Source organism: Shewanella waksmanii ATCC BAA-643 (assembly GCF_000518805.1).
GTDB classification, from domain to species: Bacteria; Pseudomonadota; Gammaproteobacteria; order Enterobacterales; family Shewanellaceae; genus Shewanella; species Shewanella waksmanii.
This window is the reverse complement of sequence record NZ_JAEH01000052.1, coordinates 12818-35401: the sequence shown is the minus strand read 5'-3', so window position 1 is coordinate 35401 and position 22584 is coordinate 12818. Positions and strand designations below refer to the sequence as shown.

Sequence of the window (22584 nt, the reverse complement as noted above, 5' to 3'; positions counted from 1 at the left end):
ATGGGTTGCGTCCAGTCTAATCTACCATGCTTTCTTAACCATGTAAGGACCGTACTTCGACCTTGAATACCGTAGTGCTGTTGAGCTTGCTTATAGGTTAGCTCGCCTTTTTCTACTTGACTGACAACGGCTAATTTAAAGCCTAATGTGTAATCACGTTGTGTACGTTTAATGCTGATTGTGCTTGAAGGTTTCATAGATAAGTCTCCAAAGTGTCAACTTATCTCAGGACGGGACAGCTCAATAAACAAAAAAGGCAGCCCCATGGCTGCCTTTTTTAACTGCTTTTTATTTAGTTAGCAGTAATTTTACACCCTTCAACACTTTCAGAGTTTTCGTAAACGATATCGCCTACAGGGTTGTAGTCAGCTGCTACGATGCTGCCAGCATCTTTGAAGTAACCGTAAAGTACATCAGCATCAACGTAACCAGTTTGTACTGGTGTTAGCACTGGATAGCCGTCACCACCTGCTGCGTTGTAGCTTGGAACAGTAAAGGTGTATGTCTCTGTGTCGCTGTAACCTTTGCCGTTAATGTCACTGATGGCCACTGACTGAGCTTCACAGTCTACGGTCATTTTCACACCGGTAATTTGTGCATATGCACCTGCGCCAATTTGTAGACTTGCCACATTACCTAAATACTCCGATACCTGTGCACCTGTCATGGTACTCAGTGTCACCATGTTGCCAAATGGCTGTACCGTCAGTACATCACGGTAAGAGATCTCGCCTTGCTCAATTGATGCACGCACACCACCTGAGTTCATCACACCAAAATCAGCATTCACTTTTTCAGCTTGAGCAATCGCAATTAGGCGGCCTAGGTTAGTTTGCATGTAACGTACGTTACTACGCTCACCGTCAAGTAAGCCATCAGTTGCAGCAATTACTTCATCAAGGCGCTCTTGTCCCTGTTCTTGGTAAAAGCTCAGTAGTTCAAGTAGCTCAGCATCTGGCTCGATTTTCTCGCCAACAATCTCTTCTACTTCGTTGCCTTCTTCGTCAAGAACCGGCTCACCGTTTTCGTCAAGCACAGTACCTAACAAGTTAACGGGTACTAAGTTATAGCTTGCTAGGTGTAGCTCACCATTAAAGTATTCAAAATCAGCACGGCCAACATACTTACCCCATTCGTGGGCTTGCATGATAAAAGTGCCGTTTTGCACATCTGGTTTACACTCATCGCCTGGCTTAAAGTCTTCTGCATAGCCATCGCCTTCCATACACACTGGGTTTTGCGAGTGACCACCAATAACCGCATGAAGTTGACCCGCATCAAGTGCATTTGCGAGTGCCACATCACCAGGAGCATTGCTGCCGTGTTCGCCGTTAGCATAGTGACCCATATGAGTGGTTGCGAAAATCAAATCTGCTTCACCAGCATCGTTGATCTCTTGAATCACCTTAGCCACTTCCTCTTTAGGATCGGTGAAAGTCAGTTCGCTAATAAATTCTGGGTTACCCAATTTTGCAGTATCTTCGGTAGTTAAACCAATCACGGCAACTTTTACACCATTGATATCAAATACCTTATAAGCATCAAAGTAACGTGTACCGTCTGCTTTGTAGATGTTTGCAGCTAACATTGGGAAGTTAGCAATAGAGCGCTGTGAGTCTAAAATAGCTAATGGGTTATCAAACTCGTGGTTACCCACGGCCATTGCATCATAAGCGATCTCATTCATGCCAATGAAATCTGGGATGGCATTTTGTAAGTCTGACTCAGGTACACCAGTATTGATATCACCGCCTGATAGCAGCAGCGTGTGGCCGCCTGCACTTTCTACTTCAGCACGAATTTGATTAATTAGAGTTTTACGTGCAGCCATTCCATATTCGCCGTCTTTGTTTTCCCAAAAACGACCATGGTTATCATTGGTATGCAGTACAGTAAACTGCGTACATGCATCACCGGCTTCAGCACATGTTGTTGGCGTGTTGTTGTCATCATCACTGCTATTACAACCAGCTAGTGCCGCTAGCACTGCAGTTGCAAGTAATCCTTTAACTAGCTTATTTGTCATTACATCAACCCCTGTATTTTTTATAAAAATATCTTTAATTGGTAACACTCTATTATCTACAAAAACAAACACACTGTTTTTATGGCCAACATCTTAGCAAATAATATCCAACCTTTGTGTCATTTTTATGAATTAATGTGACATTAATGTGTTGATTATTAAGTGTTTACATCCAACTTTGTTTCAAAATGAGAACAGACATCAACACATGCATCAGGCTAAAGTATGATTAAAGTGATACCAGCAAAAACCATCCACTTGGTTTATAAGTCATTTGTGTTATTCACAAACAAACGAGATTCATCCGCACAGGCGAACACGACCAGCCGATTAATAAGAAAAAACTGATGAATTACAGGGCTAAGAAATGACAAATTTATTAAACAGGAGAGCAAGAATGGCTCAAATGAGCAGTAACAACCTATCGGGTGAAAAAGCATTTTGCGCTTAATTAGCAAACCATTAACAAAAAAGGGCAACCTATGTTGCCCTTTTTATCAATTAACTTTTAGGTCAATTTATTTTGCATCACCAGCACAGCTTTTCACTTCTGCACCGCCTAGGAAGAAGCGCAATTGGCCTTCAACAGGCTTATAGTCACTAGCAATAATGTTCGGGTTCGCAACAAAATACTCGCGGAACACGGCGGCATCACTTAACTGAGTGTCAATGTAGTTAGGATGCTGGTTGATCACTGGGTAATCATCACCACCTGCTGCACTGAAATGAATTAACGAGAAGGTGTAGTCTTGTTGCTCATCAAATGCACGGCCACCAAGACTGGCAATTTCAACGCTGCCAGCATCACAGTTCACATCCATCTCTACGCGATTAAGTTGCGGGTAACCACCGCCTGTTTTCACTGCAATGGCCGCAAGGTAATCTTGTACTTCGCTACCTGTCATAGTGACATAAGAAACAAAGTTGCCAAATGGCTGCACGGTAAGTACGTCGCGGTATGAGATGTCACCAGTTTCAATTGATGCACGAATACCGCCTGAGTTCATTACACCAAAATCAGCCGTGACGTTAAAGTTATCTGTTACATACTCAGAATAAGCAGTGGTTAACAAGTTACCTAAGTTGGTTTGCTCGATGCGCACCACTTCACGATCACCTTCAAGCTTACCGTCGGTGTGTGAGATCACCACATCAAGTAGCTCTTGACCACGTTCTTGATAAGGCTTAAGCATGTCGTACACACCTTGGTGCTTATCAATTTCTTCTGTGATAAATACCAAGTCGCCGTTTTCATCTTCTTCTTTGAGGTTAATCGGGATTAACTTGTAGCTGGCTAATGTTAGCTCACCATCAACGTATTCAAAGTCAGCACGGCCGACATACTTACCCCATTCGTGTGCTTGCATGATGTAAGTACCATTTTGCTGATCGGGCTTACATTCTCCACCTGGAGTGAAATCAGCATAGTCGTTACCTTCCATACAAACTGGGTTTTGCGAGTGACCACCAATAATTGCCTGTAGGCGCCCTTCTTCTACTGAACGTGCAAGCATAACATCGCCTGGTGCTTCAGTACCGTGGTTACCATCGGCATAGTGACCCATGTGCGTTACCGCAAAGACCATATCAACGGTTTCATTGGCTTCAATTTCAGCCAACACTTTTGGTAGTTCTTCTTTTGGGTCAGTAAAGGTTAATGACTCAACATTTTCTGGGTTAACAATTTTAGGCGTATCTACCGTAGTGAAACCAATAATAGCGATTTTGATGCCGTTAACGTCAAACACTTGGTATGGCTCAAAGTAGCGAGTTTCAGTGTTATTGTCATAGATATTGGCAGCCAACATTGGGAAATTAGCTAAGGTAGATTGCATATGCAAAGTGCTAAGCGGGTTATCAAACTCATGGTTACCCACCGCCATGGCATCGTAGCCCAGTAAGTTCATGCCGACAAAATCAGGGATGGCGTCTTGCATGTCTGATTCTGGTACACCAGTGTTGATGTCACCGCCAGACAATAGAATGGTTTCACCACCGGCACGCTCAACTTCGTCACGAATTTGGTCAATAACCGTTTTACGAGCTGCCATGCCGTACTCACCGTTACCGTTTTCCCAAAAACGACCGTGGTTGTCATTGGTGTGAATGACTGTAAAACCGGTACAGTCGGCAGCACCACTTTGACAGCCAGTGTAGTTTTTATCATCGTCGCTACTGTTACAACCCACTAGTGCTGTCATTACCGCTGTCGCCACTAAGCCTTTTATTAGCTTATTTTGCATCTCATCAACCCCTTTTATTATGTGTTTCCTGCTCGGTAGGTCGAGCTTAAGGAGCGCTGACTATAATCAATGTTTATGACAAAAGCAGACACGCCCGTTCATAGAAAATCAATAAAACAGCTAAAAATTAACAAGTTAAGAACATTGTTGTTCGAATTAGCAGATAAACAAGCTAACGAAGGGTAGGCTCGGAAGATAAGCTGAGTGCTATTTAGGTCAATAAATATCGAATTAACTTTATTTTACAGTAGTTTACATGTTACGGGCAGGTGACAAATGCTTGACAGTGATAAAAACAATTTATTTTGCAACACTTTGTATCAAGCATTTGTTTTATAACAATAAATTAAATCAAGACAAACGTTTTATCAACCATTGGCTGATGTCACGGATTTGCTCAGGCACCACACTATGCCCCATGGCATATTGCTGCCACTGGGTGTCATATCCTGCAGCCTTAAGTGCATCAAATGCCATTTTGCCAGCCATAAACGGGACCACTTCATCTTGCTCGCCATGATGTTGCAACAGTGGGGTTGCCTTGTTGCTATCGCTTAAAGCTTCTGGCAACGATTCACCCGTGGCTAAATAGCATGACATAGCCAGAATACCAGCTAATGGTTGTTCATAACGCAGTCCGGTAAATAAGCTCATCACCCCACCTTGGCTAAAACCGGCCAAGACAATTTTGTCACTGGCTATGCCGGCAGCGATTTGCTCATCAATCAAATCACGAACGTGCTTTTCAGATGCCAATACATCTGGCATAAAGGCGCGATTGCCAATATCCATGCCTTTAATGTCATACCAAGAGCGCATCACATAGCCTTGATTTATGGTCACTGCTTGCTCTGGAGCATGGGGAAAAATAAAGCGCACACCAAGTTGCGCAGGCATGTTTAACGCCGGAACGATGGGAGAGAATCCCGCCCCTGAATCACCTAATCCATGTAACCAGATCACACAAGCCTTAGCTTGGGTTTCAGGTTCAATTGTGATCCGCTCTAATGTACTGCCAGACATACTCTCTCCGTTGAGATAACTAAATTTGGTTGCTGATAATAGCAGTGTTTGCGGCGCGACCCAACCGCATAGCGACACCGACAGTCCGAGATGGATAAATCAATTAATCTATCGCCAGTGCTTGTTTTACTTGATTAAGTTGCTCAAGGTTGTCTAATGCAATGCTCCAACGCACAGCCCCCGCGTCGGCTAACAAAAGCCGCGCATCATCTATCGCTTTAACATCCTCAGCCATAGCAAATAACGTAGTATTCGCCGCAGTCAGGCGAATTTGGATCTCAAACGCACTGGTAATAATTTTGCCCTGCGAAAACTCAACAATCATGATTATCTCCCATAAAAAAAGCGCTAACTTTACCGTAGCGCTTTTCGGTCTTAACACACACCTAATTAGTGCTGGTGACCACCAACGCCATGTGCATGGCCATGGGCAATCTCTTCATCGGTGGCTTGACGTGCGCCAATGACTTTCAAATCGAAGGTCAATTCGCGGCCCGCTAAAGGGTGATTGATATCAATCGTTGCCATAAACTTACCGACTTTGAGTACAGTCACCTGACGTTGACCTTGTTCAGTATTAACAATGGCGCGCATACCGGCTTTCCACTTCTTTTCACCTTGCAGGTGCTTAACTGGCACACGCTGTTCGGCGTTTTCATTACGAATACCGTAAGTGGTTTCTGGCGCTAAAGTCACTGAAAACTCATCATCAACTTCACGACCCGTTAGTGCATCTTCAACAACAGGCATCATATTATCGTGACCATGTAGGTATGCGATAGGATCAAGCCCTTCATTGCTTTCTAACACTTCGCCCTGCTCATCTTTCAAAGTGTAGATAAATTGCACCACCATATTGTCCTGGATGCTCATAATTTCTCCGTCTGTTACGCCATTTATAGATAATTGCGCCGCAGCTTAACAAAGTGCGACCTACAGGTCACGCCAAAGTCACTTATCGACTAGGATTAGCCCCAGGGACAATCGCTAAATGCTCAATGTCTGCCAGTACCGCTTGGTTGGCTAATGCCAATTGGCACACACCGCTGGTAATTTGGTGTTTTGGCGAGCAATCAACGCTCCATTGACGTAACAAGTACCCCGCTAACGCCGCTCTTGTTTGTACCAGCTTACAACCATTTTCCATTTGATAATCTAAAGCAATCGCTTCACCGTGAGCTAAGCTTGGGTGCGGCACGAGTTTTAGCTCGACCATTGTTTGCCAATGCTGGTCTTTTGCCGCAATTTCGGTTGCTCGGGTCGACTGTTCACAGTGCTGGATCTGTTTAATGCGGGTTACCACAAAATCGGTAAATGTCTGATGGGTTCGGTCAAATGCCCGTACATGCCAACGTTGACCATTATTAACCAGCGCATGAGGAACAATTTGCCGACGCTTTTCGCCACTTGATACCGACACGTAATTCACTTCTATCGCCTGCTGACTTTGAATCGCCCGCATCAACGCAGCAATAATGTCGGTATTGGGATGAATGAGTTGCACTGCATCAAAACACACTTCACTGGGCCTTAACGGCTGTGATAAGCCATCACCAAAACCTTTAGCTAAGCCATGCAAAATCACTTCGGGATCATGGTCAAATATGGCTTTAAAATGCTGGCCGCGATGGTAACTCTTAGTTTGGTGAACTAAAGTGAGATTGTCCGGTGCAAGTTGACGGTAGCTAGCAAAGTCGCGGGTAGCTGCGGCAAGGCCGGTGGCAAATTTCTGGATTAAATCCTGGCGACTAACCTGCCCAAAATACTGCAAACTAAAATCAATAAAAGCCAGTCGTTGTTTCTGGCCGTGATTAAGTGAATCGATAGCGTCCATTGGCAATATACATCCTCAACATGCGGTAATTGAGGTTAACTTACCCAATAAACAAAAAAGATGCAATCATAATGATTACATCTTTTTTTTGTAAGACGCTCAATAAACTTACTGTGCGACGCCTAGTGCTTTGAATGTGGCTTCACTGGGGAAACCATCTGGTACCATTCCAGCGCTGAGTTGGTAAGCTTGCAAACCAGCACGCGATTTAGACCCTAACACGCCATCGGGTTTGCCCACATCAAAGCCAAGTTCATTAAGCTTAACTTGTAACTGCTTCACTCGGGCGCGGCGCAAATTATCTTGCTGAGGTGGTGGAGTCACTAGTGTCACACCACCATTGATTCTATCAGCCAAGTGCCCAACAGCAATGGCATAAAATTCAGAGCGGTTCCAACGCATAATGACATTAAAATTGTCATAGCCTAAAAATGCAGGACCTGTGTAACCGGCAGGTAGATACAGCTTGGCTTGCATATCTGGGGTTGAGAGCGGCTGGCCATTAGCTTGTCTAATGCCACTTTCAGCCCAATGAGTTAACGGCTGTTTTTTAGACTGCCCCACCAATTGATAGTCAAAGTCATCGGGTAAATTCACTTCACGTCCCCAACGCTCATTTCTAACCCAACCTAAGTGTTGTAAAAAATTTGCCGCTGAAGTCAGTGCATCTTCGGTGCTGTTCCACAAATCTACTTTGCCATCACCATCACCGTCGATGGCATATTTGGCATAAGCAGAGGGCATAAACTGAGTATGACCCATTGCGCCAGCCCACGACCCCACCATATCGCTGCTGCTAAAACCGTTAGCCTCTTTGAGTTTTAGGGCTTGCATTAACTCGCCAGTAAAATATTGGCTACGGCGTGGATCGCACGCCAGTGTGGCTAACGAGTCAAGCACAGGCATCTTGCCTTTATAAGAACCGAAATTAGTTTCTAGCCCCCAAAATGCCATTAAATATTGTGGTGGTACACCATACTCTTTATGCAATCTGTTGAGTAATTCACGGTGCTGGTTGAGCATCTTGCGCCCCTGCTCCACCCGCCAATCTGTCACCCGTTTACTGAAATAGTTGTCGAAGGTTTGGCTGAACTCTGGCTGCTTTTTATCTAGCTCAATGACGCGACTCACATACTTAACATTTGCCAAGGTGTTATCGATGGTATCTTGCGACAGGCCTTGGGCTTTGGCGGTCACTTTTAACTGCGTCACACACTGGGCAAAATCGTCAGCATGGGCGGTAGGCAAAATAAATGTGGAAAATAACATTGCTGATGCAATAGGAAACAATTTCTTCAAAACGATACTCCACGTCAAATACATTGATAGGACGGCACGAGCAACTGACTCCCATCCCAGCCAAGTTGCCACTTTCATCATATATGCCATCATAACGATAGCGAAGATTTATACTATAGCTAAGTGGGTAAAAGTCACCGAATTAAACCAAAATTCATCTAATCGGCCAATTAGTACACTTTTTCTTTGCTCGCCCCCTTGGACAAGTGCTGGCTTACCGTATAATAGCCGGGTTAACTAACCTATTTAAGAGAAATACCATGACTGATATCCACCCAACGCTTGCACGCTTTATTGAAAATGTAAAAGAGCACCAAATGGTCTGGGGTCTTCAAGATGAAACCGGTGAAGGATGGGTGGTATGTGATTCTTCAGAATATGAAGACACAGATGTTATGCCTATTTGGTCTACTGAAGCACAAGCTCAAGTTCACTGCAGTGATGAGTGGGCTAACTATAAGCCAGCAGCCATTAACCTAGAAGAGTTTCTAGAGTATTGGGTCGGTGATCTACATGACGATGGTGTGCTTATTGGCGCTGATTGGGTTGCTGAAGAAGAATGCCTTGAGCTAGACCCAATCGTTGTGGCGAAATCTTTGGTAGATGTTGAAGCGGAATAAGCTCACATTGTCAATGAAACAGCCTAAGGCTGATAAGGTCGCATAACCTTGTCAGCCTCATTTCAATTTCAACCCATTGATGTCCCCTTTGAGTTACGTCACCAATGTTGGTTTTGCGCCGAGCCCTGCGCCAACGAGTTATATTACAGCGCCAGCACACATACCCCGCATCCATCACTGATTATTCCGGCTTGCAAAGAGTGCATGCAACTGGCAAAGAAACAGCCATTGACTTCTATTTGGGACTGCCAAGTCGCAGTGAAAGATGAGTTGATGCGGATCTACCGTAAACATTTATCCATTGGAGTCAACTGGACAGAAGCGGAAATCGCCCAAGCCGAATTTGACCCAGACTGTAAGATATTTGGTGGATTTGGTAAGAGCGCGTGGGCGATGTATTTGATTGCTAAAAACCGTGTTAACTATCCCGGTTGGCCATTGAGCGTCAATGGTATCGCACTCGATAATCACGATTATTCAGTGAGTTTTGCTTTTGATGGCGTGACTTATACGTCACTATCTCAAGCCATTAATCACTACAGTCAAAGTTTGGGACTAGATAAACGTTTTTTGCAGGACATTGTCAGTAAAGTCGGTCGGGAACGTTTTGGCTATGCTGTGCGGGTCGCACGCATCAATATTGTGTCTACCAGTAAAGTTAAGCAGCAAGTGCTGCGAGATATCATTGCAGAGCAGCAAAACTAATACGGCACGAATACAGAACTAATACAATACCTAACCCACGATTTGGCGTAACCTTTCTTGTACCACGCCCACCAGTAAGTCAGGCTGGAACTTAGAGATAAACCGATCACAGCCGACTTTTTCAACCATGGCATTATTGAAACTGCCACTTAACGATGTGTTAAGGGTGATATACAGCTCATTCATGCGCTTGTCGTTACGGATCTCATAGGTCAGCTTGTAGCCATCCATTTCTGGCATTTCTGCATCGGTGATCAACATGATAATTTCATCATACACATTCACGCCGTCATCGCACCATGCTTGGAGTTGCTGCAGAGCCTGTAAACCGTCAGACACTTCCATCACTTCGATACCCAATGGTGCCAGGGTTTCTTTCACCTGCCTGCGCGCTGTTGAGGAATCATCGGCAATTAAGATTTTGCGGCCCAACATTTGCGGAGTCAGCGACTCATCTAATACCCCATCAGATAAGCGAATATCATAACTGATTATTTCAGCGAGAACTTTTTCTACATCAATTATCGATACTAACTGGGTAGCACCGTCATAATCGACTTTAGTGATGGCGGTCAGATAGTTGTGTGCACCGGCTGTTTTAGGTGGCGGTAGAATGTCGCCCCAGGTCATATTGATAATATGTTCAACCTTGCCGACCATAAAGCCCTGAACACTGCGATTATACTCAGTGATGATGAGATTGGCTTCTTGGTCGTCATCACGGGCGCTAAATCCAATGGCTTGGCGAAGATCAATAACCGGAATCGACATGCCGCGAATGTTAGCCACGCCTTTAATACTGTGATGGCTACCAGGCAAAGCACTTAAATGAGGCAGTTTAACCACCTCTTTGACTTTAAATACATTAATGGCAAAAAGCTGGGTCGCGTTAATCCGAAATAGCAGTAATTCCAGTCTATTTTCACCCACAAGCTGGGTACGTTGATCAACGGTTTCTAGTACTTTAGCCATAATACATCTCTTTGGTAAACAGGCACACGATGACGCATTTTATACCAATCAGTATAAAGATTTAGGCACTCAGCGAGAGCTTAGCGCTGCTGAGGCACGGTCATTAGTTGTCATATTATAGCCTTTATGGTGCAAGTTTAACTAATTCACTCGATGAAAACGCTATTTACATCATGATTTTTATATTATTTAGTCGCAATGGGTGCCACAGGTATGATCCGCGACCCATGCTGGTTAACAATATCCATAATGCCTAAATGTAACTCTTGTGCCACCAGCTGATAAGTGGGAAAGCTTGTCGTGGCCACATAGGCAAACACATTGACCTGTAAACCATGCAGACCAAAGCCCTGAAACGTCACACGCAGAGGATCGGCTTCAACTTGTTCATGTTGCTCTAACATGGTGCGAATATCTGAGGTGATATCTTTAAGCTGCTTTGAATTTGTAATGGCGTAATCGAGGCGAATATCCGCTTTAAAACGAATTTTTTCTCGCTCGGAAATGTTCTCAATTTCCATCTCAGCTAACTTAGCGTTGGGCACATGGATTAAGGTACGATCTAAGGTACGTATTTGTGTACAGCGCAAACCCATCTCTTCAACCGTACCGTTAATAGTGCCAAAGCGGCATAAGTTACCCACTTTTATTGGGGCAGCCGAATACAATGTAATGGTACCGATAAAGTTTTCTATCGACTGTTTAGAAGCCAAAGCGATAGCTACACCGCCAATGCCCATGCCTGCCAGTATCGCGCTGGCATTAAACCCTAAATGCTCTAACCAAACCAATACCGCGATAATCACAAAAATGATCCGCACAAAGTTGGTTAAAGGTCGCAGTAATGACGCCCCTTGTTGGTTATCACGCATCAACCAGCGTTGCTTGAGGCCGGCCTGAAATATCCCTAATGCCGACCACACTAACCAAACCACGGCCAACATCAATAAAAAACCACTGTCGATAACCGCTAATGCGCCGGCAGAGATTGAACTGTGCGCAATCCAAGCTCGGCACAGCACCACAGCTAAAAAGAAACGCAGTGGGCCGGCAACCACATAGGCGACCTCTTGTTTAAGCTCACTTTTGCTTCTTAGGATGAGCCACTTAGCCAACCATGTCAGAGGAATAATGACCATAAAGGCGCCAATGAGGTAGCACAGGATCAGTGACCATTCCCACAAGTTAATTTTAAAGAGTCGGCCTTCAGGAATATTATCGACAAACCATTCGACAACCGGCCCGTAGCCAAGTTGGTCATATAAGTTAGGGACCTTGGCAACAGTGGCGTTAGATATTTTCCAGATGGAGCCACCTTTTGATGGCACTCGTTGTAGTAGTAAGGTGATGTGGCCACTGTTGATGGCTATTCGGCCAAAGGCATCCCGGTAAGCTGGCAGATTATCGTTAGCGACACCCTGCGGCGTATCATTGACGTCTTCGAGTTCTATCCATAAGTTGCGGTCGATAATGGCTTGCAGTTTTTTGGCATATTGCGGGCCTTTATCTTTTGACATGTTGTCTGGAAGGTAACGTAAGTCAAGATACTCAGCTGCCAACTCAAAGTCTTGCTCGTAGGCGGCGTTAGTGAAACCGGCTAACGTGCCCCGCGGCGTGTCACGTTGCAGCTCGTCTTGATACTGATAGCGTTGATGTACCGCCAAATCAGGCTCATCAGCGGCCTCTTGCAACGTATTGACTAATCCCGGTGGGTTGGCAGCCCAAATTGGCAGTGCCAAAATGGTGAAACAGATACCCAGCAGATATTTGACTATAGTAGCGCGCATAGTAGATTGTCTTCCCTTAACAAACTTGTGTAAATTCTAACACCTATACAAAAAAACAACATAATTAGTGCTGATAAATTTTTGTCATGTCGATAAAGGGATTTTGCAACGAAATTGATTGACTAAGTTTTAGCCAAGGTTATAATGGCGGCGATTTTAGTTATATCCACTTGTAGATCTGTGCACCTGTTTGTTTGACTCGTTAATGTTCGTCACACCGTAAACACTCACAATATTCTCTCGTCATATCACTGTCATATCCCTGTGCTTAACTTCGTGCATCTAGTATGTGCGAGCGCTTAGATACAATTTCTAACACAAAGCTAAAGCAAGGTACTTGATAAGGAATGAAAAGCTGGGTAGTCTCAAATCGAACAACTCATCTTTTGCAACAAAAGCTAAGGATAAATTATTAATAAATTTCAACTACTAACAAGTAGTTTCGTTAAAAAGGAGTATGGCCAATGTCGTACACAGTAAATGGTCACGAGATCACAGTAAACTTTCCAGTAGACTCTATTTCAGTTAACAAGTCTTCGACAGCGTTCACAGACAGCGCCGGTAAAAATAAGCAAACCTTTACCAAGCGTACTGAAGCTTTGAAGTTCATGAAATGGTTATTAAATAGCAACAAGTAACATCGAAAATCACGCTAGCAAATACAGCTCCTCTCACTTGTATTTGAGCCTGCACTTTACAGGCAAGGTTGGACTAACACCGGTTAGCAACTGCTAGATATCATTTGGTTTAGGCAGTATCACTTTCACAGATACGCCTAACCAAATGACTTAATTCCCATCAAACTTTCTCTTATACCGTGGCAACATGGTTTCATTACCCAACAACCCACCTTGATGCAAGTAAAGCATAGGTTCATCGCTCGATTGTTGTAGGTACTGTTTGCACATCATCCACCCCAGTGGGTCATACAGTAATTCAAACTCTATTCCTGACTGGTTAAGCTCAAGCCAATGCTGGTAGAACTCGCGATATAGCTTGCCAAAGTGGTAACGCTTGGGGGGAGTAATGATTTGTGGATGATCGTTACAATCCGATGAAAGCTCGTAAAATTGGCTAGTTAAATAATCATCGCCGCCGACAACCGCGCAAGTTAACACCTTAATCGACTCATCTAGCTGCGCGAAACTGCGGGTTAAAAACAGCGCGGTTGTACCGGTACCCGACGGTAAAAACACATTAAGCTGACTCAGTTGTTGTTGCTGTTTCCAATCAACGATTTCACGCGCTAATTGAAACAAACCATATTCAGCGTATTCGCAACGTCCACCTTCTGGTACATAAAGAACCGTGTCATCACCGGCTACATGACGCTCGATATAACCTCGCGTACTTAAATCATTGCGATCATCTTGCTGGCTCAAATCAATCACATTAGCACCATGGGCAATGGCAGCGGCATAGTTTCCAGCAGGCTGCTTTAAAATTTGCTCAGCAATATGATCAACATAAAAGTCCAGCTGCCAACCGCGCATCTTTGCGAGTGCCGCCATTGAATACAAAGAGTTGGCCTGCGGTGAGCCATAGCCCACAAGTTTGTTAACCTGGGTAAATGGCTGCGCTAAAAAATAGGCAAATTTGCGCGCCTTGTTGCCCGAAAAGGCCGGATGCAACTGATCATCTCGTTTTACAAAAACATCAAAACCCGCAATGGTGACCTTATCGACAGGCGTGTGGCTAAGTTGCATCAATGCCTCATTCATCAAAATTTAAATTCCAGTGTAAACCAACTTGATGGCACTCGACTAACTCGTACGTCATTTTCGCTAACAAGATCAAACTGGTGGGAGTGACTAACCTTTAGTAATACTCGCCACCCACCCAACAACGCCATAATAAAAAACCATTAAATTCAACAACTAAAAAGTTGGCATACTACTCGCATAGACTCAAGTGTTATTCGTGATAGTTTAACGCAACAATAATAATAGTCAGGAATTTAGGAGTATAACAATGGCTGTTTTACGCTTGATATTTAACATTGCATGGTTTGTGCTTGGTGGCTTTGTGATGGGGCTTGCTTGGTGGTTGGCAGGCATACTTTGTTTTATTTCAATTATTGGTATTCCTTTTGGCCGTGCGTGCTTTGTTATTGGTGAAATGACTTTTTGGCCATTTGGTCAAGAAAGCCAAAACCGTCGTCACCTAACCGGTGTGGATGATCTTGGTACTGGCCCGCTGGGTATGATCGGTAATATTGCCTGGTTCTTATTATTTGGAATTTGGTTGGCCATCGGTCATATCGCCCATGCTCTGGCTTGTTTTGTAACCATAATTGGCATTCCATTTGGCATCCAACATCTCAAGCTTGCGCTACTGTCACTGACACCTATCGGTCAAACGGTAACCGCTAAAGCGTAAGGGCATTGCCCCGGTCACTCAAACTACAATGCAGCCAGTCGCTTGCGCTGGCTGCAAGCAACTTAGCTATTGGTAACGACTAAAGTACTCAGCAAGCACCTTATCTGCATCAATCTTTTTTAGGCCTTTATCGTAGATATCACGCCAATACTGGCCTTGCTCAGAATCAATAAAGGCAATGTGTAAGCTAATCCGCGCCAGCGACTTTTTATTGACCTGCAATTTAGTGGCTAATGGCTTAAGGTGTGGTTGCGCCAACAGATGCATAAACACCTGACGGTCTATCACAGCGGCATCAATCCGGCCGGTGGCGACCTTCTTGACGTTATGCTCATCAGATGTCACCTCTTCAACTTTTTGTAATCCATTAGCAATCGCAGCATCCAGCTCAGGGGTGTTGATGTAATCTTTTACAGTGCCTATGCGGTACTGCTGTAGGTCACTGACTTTGCTCCAGCTGATGGGGTCTAATGGCCTTTCAATTATGACTAATTCACTGTGACCACTGACTTTGGAAAATAATACTTTGTCGTTCGGGTGCAGATACTCAGGAAAATAACCAGCATATTGACTGCCCTGCATATGAGGTAACCTCACTGCCCGGCTCCACGGGTAGAAATCAACTTCTAAATCATGCCCCATGGCTTGCAACGCCGCCCTAGCCACGGCCACACTCCCGCCTTGTTGCGGCAGCTTCTCAGCACAATATGGCGGCCAATGTAAGGTCGATAAATGTAAGGTCGCTGCGTTGCTAACTTGCACATTCAGCCAACAAAGCGCGATAAGCCCACACCAGCGAATACCTTGGCAGATATGATTCAAACAATGCCTCCTAGCCCAACAGCATCAATTGCGCTGCATCATAGATTCCTGCCATTGATTATAGTCGTTTCACAGATTGTTCAATATTTATCCTTTGTTACAAAAGCCAACTAGCCAAGTACAGCAACAAAATGGCATGCTGAATTTAAGCTACAACAATAGGTGCAAACAGATGTTAAGAAAAACCATGGTGACAATCATAGGCGGATTAACCACTGCATTAGGTGTCGTTTTTATTTTGCTACCGGGGCCAGCATGGTTACTGCTGCCCATTGGTTTGGCCATTTTGAGTTTAGAATACCCTTGGGCGAAGCGATATTTGCGGATCAGTCAGCGGAAAATGTCGCAGTCAGCGGCTTGGATGGACAAAAAGATCAGAATGATGCGCAATTAAAATGTTAGCGTAACAACTGCAACCCATATCAAGATCACACTTTTAATTTTGTTTGTGAACTCAAGCAGAACACTATCCTATTAGTTATTGATTTTCAGCGATAAATGTCACATTTATATAATCCAGTTTAGCGATAGTCCTAATCTAAACAACGCGTTATACCCAAGCTAAAACACACATTAATATCAGGGTTAATCAAAACAAAGCAGCTCGCTACTAACCCTATTTAAGGTGCTGAAGATGAACAAACTAACCCCTATTAGCTTAGCTATATTAGCAAGCGTGATCACGGCCCCAGCCGTAGCTAAAGAGCCTATCTCTATTATTGAACCTGTTAAAATTACTCAGCCCGAAAAAGTCGAGTTAGGCAAAATGCTGTTCTTTGAACCACGTTTGTCAGCATCTGGTTTTATCTCTTGTAATTCTTGCCATAACCTATCTACAGGTGGCGTTGACGCCCTGCCGACTTCTATTGGTCATAACTGGCAGGAAGGCCCAATCAACTCGCCAACAGTGCTTAATGCTGAGTACAACCTTGCGCAGTTCTGGGATGGTCGTGCAAAAGATTTGCAAGAACAAGCAGCCGGTCCTATTGCTAACCCAGGTGAGATGGCTCATACCCACAGTGTTGCAGTTGAAACCATTGATTCAATCCCTGAGTATCAACAGCGTTTTGCCGCAATCTACGGTAAAGACTCCGTCAACCTTGAAAACCTAACTGATGCGATTGCTGAGTTTGAAAAGACCTTAGTCACGCCAAATAGCCCATTTGATCAGTACCTACAAGGTGACAAAAAGGCGATTAGTGACCAAGCAAAGAATGGTTATCAACTATTTAAAGACCGTGGTTGTACCTCTTGTCATAATGGTCCGGCAGTTGGCGGCACTATGTATATGAAGATGGGACTCGTTAAACCATTCCACACTGATAACCCTGCAGAAGGACGTATTGCGGTTACTGGTCACGAGCACGACAGAATGGTATTTAAAGTTCCAACACTGCGTAACATTGAACTTACCTACCCCTACTTCCATGATGGCGCGACTTGGACATTAGAAGAAGCTGTAAATACCATGTCTGATATTCAGCTTGGTCAGCAACTGTCTGAGCAAGAAACCGCAGACATGGTGGCATTCTTGAAAACCCTAACCGGTGATCAGCCGCAAATTGTATTACCGATTTTGCCGCCTTCAAATGCCAACACGCCTCGACCCGTGCCATTTGCAAAATAGAGCACCGTTTACTGGCGCAGCAAGTCATTAAATAGCAACAACTTGAATAAACGGCAGCACTAAGCTGCCGTTTTTATACCGCCACTCCCATCGCCAAAGTCTGCATACGACTTACAATGGCAATCAGCACGCCTTGGCGACGATAGTTGTCAATAACACCGGGACTAAATTTTTCTAATCTCGCCATTGCAGTTAACAATAGCTGGCATTGATACCAAGTTGCATCAGCAATATAGTCAGGGCGATCAACAAAGTGGCTATGTTCGTACCACTCGTCCCAATTTAGACGCGGTAAAAGTACGCCTTGTTGTTCCAGTTCGGCGATAAACTGCTGAAACTGGCTAACACAAACTGGCTTATCACCTTGTAAGAACAGATCTGCATATCGACTGTATAAGGGCGAAATAGCTAAAGTATTCATAGAAACCTCCATTGCGCTGGCAATTGGCTTAGGGTCTGACTGGCTGTTAATCAGCGCTAAGTGCTATCAGTCAATCTGCATAAGCCATACCAACAATTCATGCGCCCATGCTAATGCAATGAAGCTGAACTTTAGCTTAACGTTTTGTAATACCAATCAGTATAAACATTTAGTCACTCAGCGAGAGTTTAGCGGTTCTGAGGCAAGGCAACGAGTGAAGAGCATAGTTGTTCTACGGTTAAGCTTGTTAACACAGCATCAGGATTGTTAAAACTCGCCATTCTGGCGCGTTTTTGGCTGCCTACTTCTGCGTTGAATAACCTCACAGGGGAGCAACCATTGTTTCAGTTATTCGCCTTGAATTAGTTTGCCAAAAGCGCGCTGAGTAGATCAAATTCTTATACTGATTGGTATAATTGGTTAACCGATTAATAATTAAGAAAATTAAAAATCAGCTGTCGGCCATATTGATGGAGAGGATAGTGATTAGCTGCGACTCATTTTAGCCGCAGGCCTGTTCTCTACTTTTGTAAACCGTAAGTTGTGACAGGCAAAATCAACACGCCTTTGCAAATTGCAATCACGGTTATCAGGTCCTATTGAAACAGGTTAAATTCTTCAAGTATAAGGTCGGTAAACAGCAAGCCCGCGCGGCCTAGCGGTCGCTCCATGGTCGATACCAGTTGCGGCGTAAAGCTATAATGACTACCGCCAATGAAATCGAGCTCTTTGAGTTGCCCTGAGCGCAATTCGTCAGCAATTAAAAACTCAGGCATCCAACCAAAACCCAATCCCATGAGTAAGGCATTTTTCTTCATTATAAAGCCTGACAAATAGAAAACTTTATCGCCACCAAACTGCAAATCATCGCGCGCGGCCTGCTGCGGCGCAGAGTCTTCAATCGTAAGCTCAACATGCTGTAGCAAGTCAAACAGGCTAATGTTTTGCTGGCTAGAGAGCGGATGCTCCTTAGCAACCACCAGCAGGCTTTTTACATCGGGTAAAGCCTGTGGGCGATAATGGGGCCCGGTGCGATAGTCTTTAACTAACATCAAATCAGCGTTATCGCGCTCAAATCGTGCTTGCACACCGCCTAAGAACTCCATATTCAACTGAATTTTGGTAGGGATATCATATTCAGACATACGCTTTAATGCGCGCATGATAGGCTCCATTGGTAGTGAACCATCGATCACTAACTCCAGTTTTGGCTCCCAACCCTGACTAAAGCGCTGGGCTAAATGCTCTATGTTGCCTAGGTATTGCAGTAAACGTTGGCCTTCCGCGAGGATGACCTTACCTTCATCGGTTAATTCTGCTCGATAGCTATCACGACAAAAAAGCTTTACACCTAGGTGTTGCTCCAGTTTTTTCACTTGGTAACTAATTGCAGACTGTGCCTTGTGCAATCGCTCAGCAGCCTTAGCAAAGCTGCCTTCTTCCACTAATACCTGCAATACATTAAATGCGTCTACATCGATTCTCATTATTCATTTCCCGTGTAAACTTTTTAATACCATCTAATAAATAGAACGTCTTAAGCTATTTATTATTCTTTTTTTTGTTCAAGACAGCAACTAAATTGATACTTAGATCACAAAACAGGGTGGTTAGCCAATCAATGAGCGCTGACACACCGATTAAAAATCCCATGCGCTGACCTGAGTTAGCGAGCTAAAGTCACCCACTATTGCAAGAGTGACCTTTGGGTAACAACATAATGAAAGAGGACTCACCCATGGCAAGCGAACAAAATCCACTTGGTCTACTCGGCATTGAATTTACCGAGTTCGCCACACCTGATATCGATTTTATGCATCAGGTTTTCATCGATTTTGGTTTCTCAAAGCTTAAACAACACAAAGAGAAAGAGATCGTTTACTACAAGCAAAACGACATCAACTTTCTACTTAATGTGAACAAACAAGGCTTTTCTGCAGAGTTCGCTAAAACACACGGTCCGGCCATCAGCTCAATGGGCTGGCGTGTAGAAGATGCTAACTTTGCCTTTGAAGGCGCGGTGGCACGCGGCGCAAAACCAGCAAACGAAGACAGTAAAGATCTGCCATACCCAGCCATTTACGGTATTGGCGATAGCCTGATTTACTTTATTGATACCTTTGGCGAGAACAATATCTATGATGTTGACTTTGTCGACCTTGACGAGCCAGTGATTGTTGAAGAAAAAGGCTTTATGGAAGTCGATCACCTTACCAACAATGTTTACAAAGGCACCATGGAGCATTGGTCCAACTTCTATAAAGACATTTTTGGCTTTACCGAAGTACGTTACTTCGACATTAAAGGTGAGCAAACCGCACTAGTGTCTTATGCACTACGCTCGCCAGATGGCAGCTTCTGTATTCCTATCAATGAAGGTAAAGGCAACGATAAAAACCAGATTGATGAGTACCTACGCGAGTACGACGGTCCAGGTGTTCAGCACTTAGCATTCAGAAGTCGTGATATTGTCGCTTCGCTTGATGCAATGGAAGGTTCGTCAATTCAAACCTTAGACATCATCCCAGAGTACTACGATACCATTTTTGAGAAACTGCCTCAGGTAACTGAAGATAGAGAGCGTATTAAACATCACCAAATTTTGGTTGATGGCGATGAAGACGGCTACTTGCTGCAAATCTTCACCAAAAACCTATTCGGCCCTATTTTTATCGAAATTATTCAACGTAAAAATAACTTAGGTTTCGGCGAAGGTAACTTCACTGCACTGTTCCAATCTATCGAGCGAGATCAGAAGCGCCGCGGCGTGCTGTAATTCCATGGCAAATCGATATTGATAAAAAACCAGCCTAATGGCTGGTTTTTTATTTTCAGCAGCGAATTAATTCTCTACACTAGCGCCCTGCTAAGCGGCCAAAGCCGTGATACTTTGTTAGCCACTAAGGAACACCATGCCAGATTTTGCTGTACTCGCTGTCTTTATACCGACCTTTTTCTTTGTTTCGATCACACCGGGTATGTGTATGACGTTGGCCATGACACTGGGGATGAGCATAGGTGTAAGGCGCACATTATGGATGATGATAGGTGAACTAGTCGGTGTTGCCATTGTGGCCATTGCGGCAGTTTTGGGCGTAGCTAGCGTGATGCTTAATTATCCGCAAGTCTTCGAAGTACTCAAATGGGTCGGTGGCGCCTACCTGGCATACATTGGGATTAATATGTGGCGCGCCAAAGGCAAAATGGCCATTGTTGAAGGTCAACAAACCGATCGCTCCATTAGCAATATGACCTTAATGTCGCAAGGGTTTGTCACCGCCATTGCTAACCCTAAAGGCTGGGCGTTTATGATCTCGCTACTGCCGCCATTTATCAATGTCGATCGCGCGGTGGCGCCGCAATTGTTGATGTTGCTTAGCGTGATCATGATGACCGAGTTTGTCAGCATGCTGGCCTATGCTACCGGCGGCAAGAGTTTGCGGCTATTTCTAAGCCGAGGCGATAACATCAAGTGGATGAACCGTATTGCCGGCAGTCTAATGGTGGGTGTGGGATTCTGGTTGGCATTAGGTTAGCGCTAGCCAATTACCACGCTAACCACTTGCTATGCCGACTTAGTCGGACTCTTTTACAGGCTCTCTATAGGGTAAGAGCTCATCTAACTGCGACATGTACTGCGCCATGTTGTGCCGCTCTTGCCCGCAAAAATCTTCTATCGCTGTGCTAAATGCTTGATGTTCAATATAATGCACCGAATGCATGGCGACCGGTTCAAAGCCGCGCAACACTTTATGCTCACCTTGTGCGCCAGCATCAAACACCTGCAAGTTTTGGTTAATTGCGTAATCAATCCCTTGGTAGTAACAGGTTTCAAAGTGCAACCCGTCTATCTCTTTGAGTGCGCCCCAATAACGCCCGTATAGATGGGTGTCAGACACAAAAAACAGCGCCGCAGCGATTAACTCAGGTTCGGTATTTTCACTGCTATCCTCGACTGGCTTGTCACTGTGCTGATACACCATCAATAGGCGCACGTTCTCGGGCATTGTGCGGCCTAAGGTTTGAAAAAACGCTTGATTCAAGTAACCACTATGGCCGGAGCGCTTCAGATACGTGTGCATATAACAGTGATAAAACGCCTGCCAATCATTAGCTGTGATCTGCTCTCCTTCTAGCATTTCAAAGCTGAGATTGTGCTTTGCAACACATTGACGCTCTTTGCGGATATTCTTACGCTTTCGGCTTGTCATTGCGGCCAAAAAATCATCGAAATGATGGTAATCGCGATTACACCAGTGAAACTGCGTCCCTAAACGGGCAATCAATGCACTTGACTGATACTGCGCTAGCAATTGCGGCGTAATAAACAAGCTATGCCAGCCCGAGTACTGACCACTGCTAACTTTGCCGGTAATAAAGTTAACCAGCACGGTCACGAGCTGTTGTTGTTGCTCGTCATCAAAATGCTTAGCAATAGCGAGTTTACTGGCAATCACCGGCGTAAAAGGCACCGCGTTAACCAGTTTAGGGTAGTACTCTAAGCCATTACGTTCATAGGCTTCAGCCCAAGCCCAATCAAATACATACTCACCATAGGAGTGATACTTCTCATATAGCGGCATTAAGGCAACCACATCTTGCTGGTGCATGACCTGTAGATGTTGCACCTTCCAACCGGTTTTCGCTGACACCGCCCCACTACTTTCTAGTGCAGACAGAAACTCATAACGCATAAACGGCATGGAAGTGCCCACTATCGCAGCCCATGTTTGTTGGCCAATCTGCTCAATGCTATCAACCAACCTAAAACTCAACTCATCCAATTAATCTTGCTCCTTAAGGTTGATTTTCGACGCGATAGGCGT

The 22584-nt window shown here is 44.5% G+C and carries 24 protein-coding genes; 8 read left to right on the top strand and 16 right to left on the bottom strand.

Annotated features, from left to right (window positions below):
• The 8 genes from L865_RS0117375 to L865_RS0117335 all read right to left on the bottom strand — a co-directional run.
• A partial coding sequence (locus L865_RS0117375; protein ID WP_028772737.1) for a helix-turn-helix domain-containing protein occupies nucleotides 1–197 on the bottom strand: 197 nt, incomplete at its 3' end.
• A gap of 95 nt (nucleotides 198–292) precedes the next feature.
• Complete coding sequence (ushA, locus tag L865_RS0117370; protein WP_028774410.1) at nucleotides 293–2026, bottom strand: bifunctional UDP-sugar hydrolase/5'-nucleotidase UshA; 1734 nt, start codon at nucleotides 2024–2026, stop codon at nucleotides 293–295.
• Between the two features lie 518 nt (nucleotides 2027–2544).
• Nucleotides 2545–4269 carry a bifunctional UDP-sugar hydrolase/5'-nucleotidase UshA gene (ushA, locus tag L865_RS0117365; RefSeq protein ID WP_028774409.1) on the bottom strand — a complete coding sequence of 575 codons (1725 nt, stop codon included), beginning with the start codon at nucleotides 4267–4269 and terminating at the stop codon, nucleotides 2545–2547.
• Nucleotides 4270–4620: 351 nt separating this feature from the next.
• The gene (locus L865_RS0117355) at nucleotides 4621–5292 is read right to left on the bottom strand and encodes an alpha/beta hydrolase (RefSeq protein ID WP_028774408.1); all 672 of its coding nucleotides are present in this window, start codon (nucleotides 5290–5292) and stop codon (nucleotides 4621–4623) included.
• A 103-nt stretch (nucleotides 5293–5395) separates the two neighbouring features.
• A complete protein-coding gene (locus L865_RS0117350; protein ID WP_028774407.1) occupies nucleotides 5396–5617 on the bottom strand; it encodes a DUF3389 family protein in 222 nt (73 codons plus the stop codon).
• Between the two features lie 65 nt (nucleotides 5618–5682).
• Nucleotides 5683–6165 (bottom strand): FKBP-type peptidyl-prolyl cis-trans isomerase, encoded by a 483-nt coding sequence (locus L865_RS0117345; protein ID WP_028774406.1) that lies wholly within the window; start codon nucleotides 6163–6165, stop codon nucleotides 5683–5685.
• An 82-nt stretch (nucleotides 6166–6247) separates the two neighbouring features.
• Nucleotides 6248–7126 (bottom strand): WYL domain-containing protein, encoded by an 879-nt coding sequence (locus tag L865_RS0117340; protein ID WP_051484678.1) that lies wholly within the window; start codon nucleotides 7124–7126, stop codon nucleotides 6248–6250.
• 108 nt (nucleotides 7127–7234) lie between these two features.
• Nucleotides 7235–8395, bottom strand: a complete 1161-nt coding sequence (locus tag L865_RS0117335; RefSeq protein ID WP_245608463.1) for a lytic murein transglycosylase — start codon at nucleotides 8393–8395, stop codon at nucleotides 7235–7237.
• Between the two features lie 290 nt (nucleotides 8396–8685).
• Between L865_RS0117335 and L865_RS0117330 the strand changes: the two genes are divergently transcribed.
• Both L865_RS0117330 and L865_RS0117325 read left to right on the top strand, forming a co-directional pair.
• On the top strand, nucleotides 8686–9045 hold the full coding sequence (locus tag L865_RS0117330) for a DUF2750 domain-containing protein (RefSeq protein ID WP_028774403.1): 360 nt from the start codon (nucleotides 8686–8688) through the stop codon (nucleotides 9043–9045).
• Between the two features lie 48 nt (nucleotides 9046–9093).
• Nucleotides 9094–9750 carry a hypothetical protein gene (locus L865_RS0117325; RefSeq protein WP_028774402.1) on the top strand — a complete coding sequence of 219 codons (657 nt, stop codon included), beginning with the start codon at nucleotides 9094–9096 and terminating at the stop codon, nucleotides 9748–9750.
• 30 nt (nucleotides 9751–9780) lie between these two features.
• On the opposite strand, the gene L865_RS0117320 is transcribed toward L865_RS0117325, so the two are convergent.
• Both L865_RS0117320 and L865_RS0117315 read right to left on the bottom strand, forming a co-directional pair.
• Nucleotides 9781–10722: a chemotaxis protein CheV gene (locus L865_RS0117320; protein WP_028774401.1), complete on the bottom strand. Its 942-nt coding sequence runs from the start codon at nucleotides 10720–10722 to the stop codon at nucleotides 9781–9783.
• Between the two features lie 185 nt (nucleotides 10723–10907).
• Nucleotides 10908–12509, bottom strand: coding sequence for a mechanosensitive ion channel family protein (locus L865_RS0117315; RefSeq protein ID WP_051484677.1), 1602 nt, complete (start codon nucleotides 12507–12509; stop codon nucleotides 10908–10910).
• Between the two features lie 464 nt (nucleotides 12510–12973).
• Between L865_RS0117315 and L865_RS25615 the strand changes: the two genes are divergently transcribed.
• Complete coding sequence (locus tag L865_RS25615) at nucleotides 12974–13147, top strand: hypothetical protein (RefSeq protein ID WP_157577647.1); 174 nt, start codon at nucleotides 12974–12976, stop codon at nucleotides 13145–13147.
• Nucleotides 13148–13297: 150 nt separating this feature from the next.
• Here L865_RS25615 and L865_RS0117305 read toward each other — a convergent pair whose 3' ends face one another.
• Nucleotides 13298–14230, bottom strand: coding sequence for a pyridoxal-phosphate dependent enzyme (locus tag L865_RS0117305; RefSeq protein ID WP_245608461.1), 933 nt, complete (start codon nucleotides 14228–14230; stop codon nucleotides 13298–13300).
• Nucleotides 14231–14480: 250 nt separating this feature from the next.
• Between L865_RS0117305 and L865_RS0117300 the strand changes: the two genes are divergently transcribed.
• Nucleotides 14481–14888, top strand: a complete 408-nt coding sequence (locus tag L865_RS0117300; RefSeq protein WP_028774398.1) for a YccF domain-containing protein — start codon at nucleotides 14481–14483, stop codon at nucleotides 14886–14888.
• A 66-nt stretch (nucleotides 14889–14954) separates the two neighbouring features.
• On the opposite strand, the gene L865_RS0117295 is transcribed toward L865_RS0117300, so the two are convergent.
• On the bottom strand, nucleotides 14955–15710 hold the full coding sequence (locus L865_RS0117295) for a substrate-binding periplasmic protein (RefSeq protein ID WP_342666133.1): 756 nt from the start codon (nucleotides 15708–15710) through the stop codon (nucleotides 14955–14957).
• 172 nt (nucleotides 15711–15882) lie between these two features.
• Between L865_RS0117295 and L865_RS0117290 the strand changes: the two genes are divergently transcribed.
• Both L865_RS0117290 and L865_RS0117285 read left to right on the top strand, forming a co-directional pair.
• Nucleotides 15883–16104 (top strand): PGPGW domain-containing protein, encoded by a 222-nt coding sequence (locus L865_RS0117290; RefSeq protein WP_028774396.1) that lies wholly within the window; start codon nucleotides 15883–15885, stop codon nucleotides 16102–16104.
• A 240-nt stretch (nucleotides 16105–16344) separates the two neighbouring features.
• Nucleotides 16345–17337, top strand: coding sequence for a cytochrome-c peroxidase (locus L865_RS0117285; RefSeq protein ID WP_028774395.1), 993 nt, complete (start codon nucleotides 16345–16347; stop codon nucleotides 17335–17337).
• 73 nt (nucleotides 17338–17410) lie between these two features.
• On the opposite strand, the gene L865_RS0117280 is transcribed toward L865_RS0117285, so the two are convergent.
• From L865_RS0117280 to L865_RS0117275, 3 genes are all read right to left on the bottom strand, one after another.
• Nucleotides 17411–17758 carry a DUF6508 domain-containing protein gene (locus L865_RS0117280; RefSeq protein WP_028774394.1) on the bottom strand — a complete coding sequence of 116 codons (348 nt, stop codon included), beginning with the start codon at nucleotides 17756–17758 and terminating at the stop codon, nucleotides 17411–17413.
• 188 nt (nucleotides 17759–17946) lie between these two features.
• Nucleotides 17947–18084: a hypothetical protein gene (locus tag L865_RS25610; RefSeq protein WP_157577645.1), complete on the bottom strand. Its 138-nt coding sequence runs from the start codon at nucleotides 18082–18084 to the stop codon at nucleotides 17947–17949.
• Nucleotides 18085–18354: 270 nt separating this feature from the next.
• Nucleotides 18355–19245 carry a LysR family transcriptional regulator gene (locus tag L865_RS0117275; RefSeq protein WP_028774393.1) on the bottom strand — a complete coding sequence of 297 codons (891 nt, stop codon included), beginning with the start codon at nucleotides 19243–19245 and terminating at the stop codon, nucleotides 18355–18357.
• 251 nt (nucleotides 19246–19496) lie between these two features.
• Between L865_RS0117275 and hppD the strand changes: the two genes are divergently transcribed.
• Together hppD and L865_RS0117265 are read left to right on the top strand one after the other, a co-directional pair.
• Nucleotides 19497–20534 (top strand): 4-hydroxyphenylpyruvate dioxygenase, encoded by a 1038-nt coding sequence (hppD, locus tag L865_RS0117270; RefSeq protein WP_028774392.1) that lies wholly within the window; start codon nucleotides 19497–19499, stop codon nucleotides 20532–20534.
• A 136-nt stretch (nucleotides 20535–20670) separates the two neighbouring features.
• Nucleotides 20671–21294 carry a LysE family translocator gene (locus L865_RS0117265; RefSeq protein WP_028774391.1) on the top strand — a complete coding sequence of 208 codons (624 nt, stop codon included), beginning with the start codon at nucleotides 20671–20673 and terminating at the stop codon, nucleotides 21292–21294.
• Between the two features lie 39 nt (nucleotides 21295–21333).
• Here L865_RS0117265 and L865_RS0117260 read toward each other — a convergent pair whose 3' ends face one another.
• Entirely contained in the window at nucleotides 21334–22542 is a 1209-nt protein-coding gene (locus L865_RS0117260) for a GNAT family N-acetyltransferase (RefSeq protein ID WP_028774390.1), read from the bottom strand.
• Between the last annotated feature and the right edge of the window lie 42 nt (nucleotides 22543–22584).

Excerpts from the sequence above, each read along its gene's own strand:
- ushA (WP_028774410.1), bottom strand. The coding sequence starts at position 2,026 with ATGACAAATAAGCTAGTTAAAGGATTACTTGCAACTGCAGTGCTAGCG.
- ushA (WP_028774409.1), bottom strand. The coding sequence starts at position 4,269 with ATGCAAAATAAGCTAATAAAAGGCTTAGTGGCGACAGCGGTAATGACA.
- L865_RS0117355 (WP_028774408.1), bottom strand. The coding sequence starts at position 5,292 with ATGTCTGGCAGTACATTAGAGCGGATCACAATTGAACCTGAAACCCAA.
- L865_RS0117350 (WP_028774407.1), bottom strand. The coding sequence starts at position 5,617 with ATGATTGTTGAGTTTTCGCAGGGCAAAATTATTACCAGTGCGTTTGAG.
- L865_RS0117345 (WP_028774406.1), bottom strand. The coding sequence starts at position 6,165 with ATGAGCATCCAGGACAATATGGTGGTGCAATTTATCTACACTTTGAAA.
- L865_RS0117340 (WP_051484678.1), bottom strand. The coding sequence starts at position 7,126 with ATGGACGCTATCGATTCACTTAATCACGGCCAGAAACAACGACTGGCT.
- L865_RS0117335 (WP_245608463.1), bottom strand. The coding sequence starts at position 8,395 with ATGTTATTTTCCACATTTATTTTGCCTACCGCCCATGCTGACGATTTT.
- L865_RS0117330 (WP_028774403.1), top strand. The coding sequence starts at position 8,686 with ATGACTGATATCCACCCAACGCTTGCACGCTTTATTGAAAATGTAAAA.
- L865_RS0117320 (WP_028774401.1), bottom strand. The coding sequence starts at position 10,722 with ATGGCTAAAGTACTAGAAACCGTTGATCAACGTACCCAGCTTGTGGGT.
- L865_RS0117315 (WP_051484677.1), bottom strand. The coding sequence starts at position 12,509 with ATGCGCGCTACTATAGTCAAATATCTGCTGGGTATCTGTTTCACCATT.
- L865_RS25615 (WP_157577647.1), top strand. The coding sequence starts at position 12,974 with ATGTCGTACACAGTAAATGGTCACGAGATCACAGTAAACTTTCCAGTA.
- L865_RS0117305 (WP_245608461.1), bottom strand. The coding sequence starts at position 14,230 with ATGAATGAGGCATTGATGCAACTTAGCCACACGCCTGTCGATAAGGTC.
- L865_RS0117300 (WP_028774398.1), top strand. The coding sequence starts at position 14,481 with ATGGCTGTTTTACGCTTGATATTTAACATTGCATGGTTTGTGCTTGGT.
- L865_RS0117290 (WP_028774396.1), top strand. The coding sequence starts at position 15,883 with ATGTTAAGAAAAACCATGGTGACAATCATAGGCGGATTAACCACTGCA.
- L865_RS0117285 (WP_028774395.1), top strand. The coding sequence starts at position 16,345 with ATGAACAAACTAACCCCTATTAGCTTAGCTATATTAGCAAGCGTGATC.
- L865_RS0117280 (WP_028774394.1), bottom strand. The coding sequence starts at position 17,758 with ATGAATACTTTAGCTATTTCGCCCTTATACAGTCGATATGCAGATCTG.
- L865_RS0117275 (WP_028774393.1), bottom strand. The coding sequence starts at position 19,245 with ATGAGAATCGATGTAGACGCATTTAATGTATTGCAGGTATTAGTGGAA.
- hppD (WP_028774392.1), top strand. The coding sequence starts at position 19,497 with ATGGCAAGCGAACAAAATCCACTTGGTCTACTCGGCATTGAATTTACC.
- L865_RS0117265 (WP_028774391.1), top strand. The coding sequence starts at position 20,671 with ATGCCAGATTTTGCTGTACTCGCTGTCTTTATACCGACCTTTTTCTTT.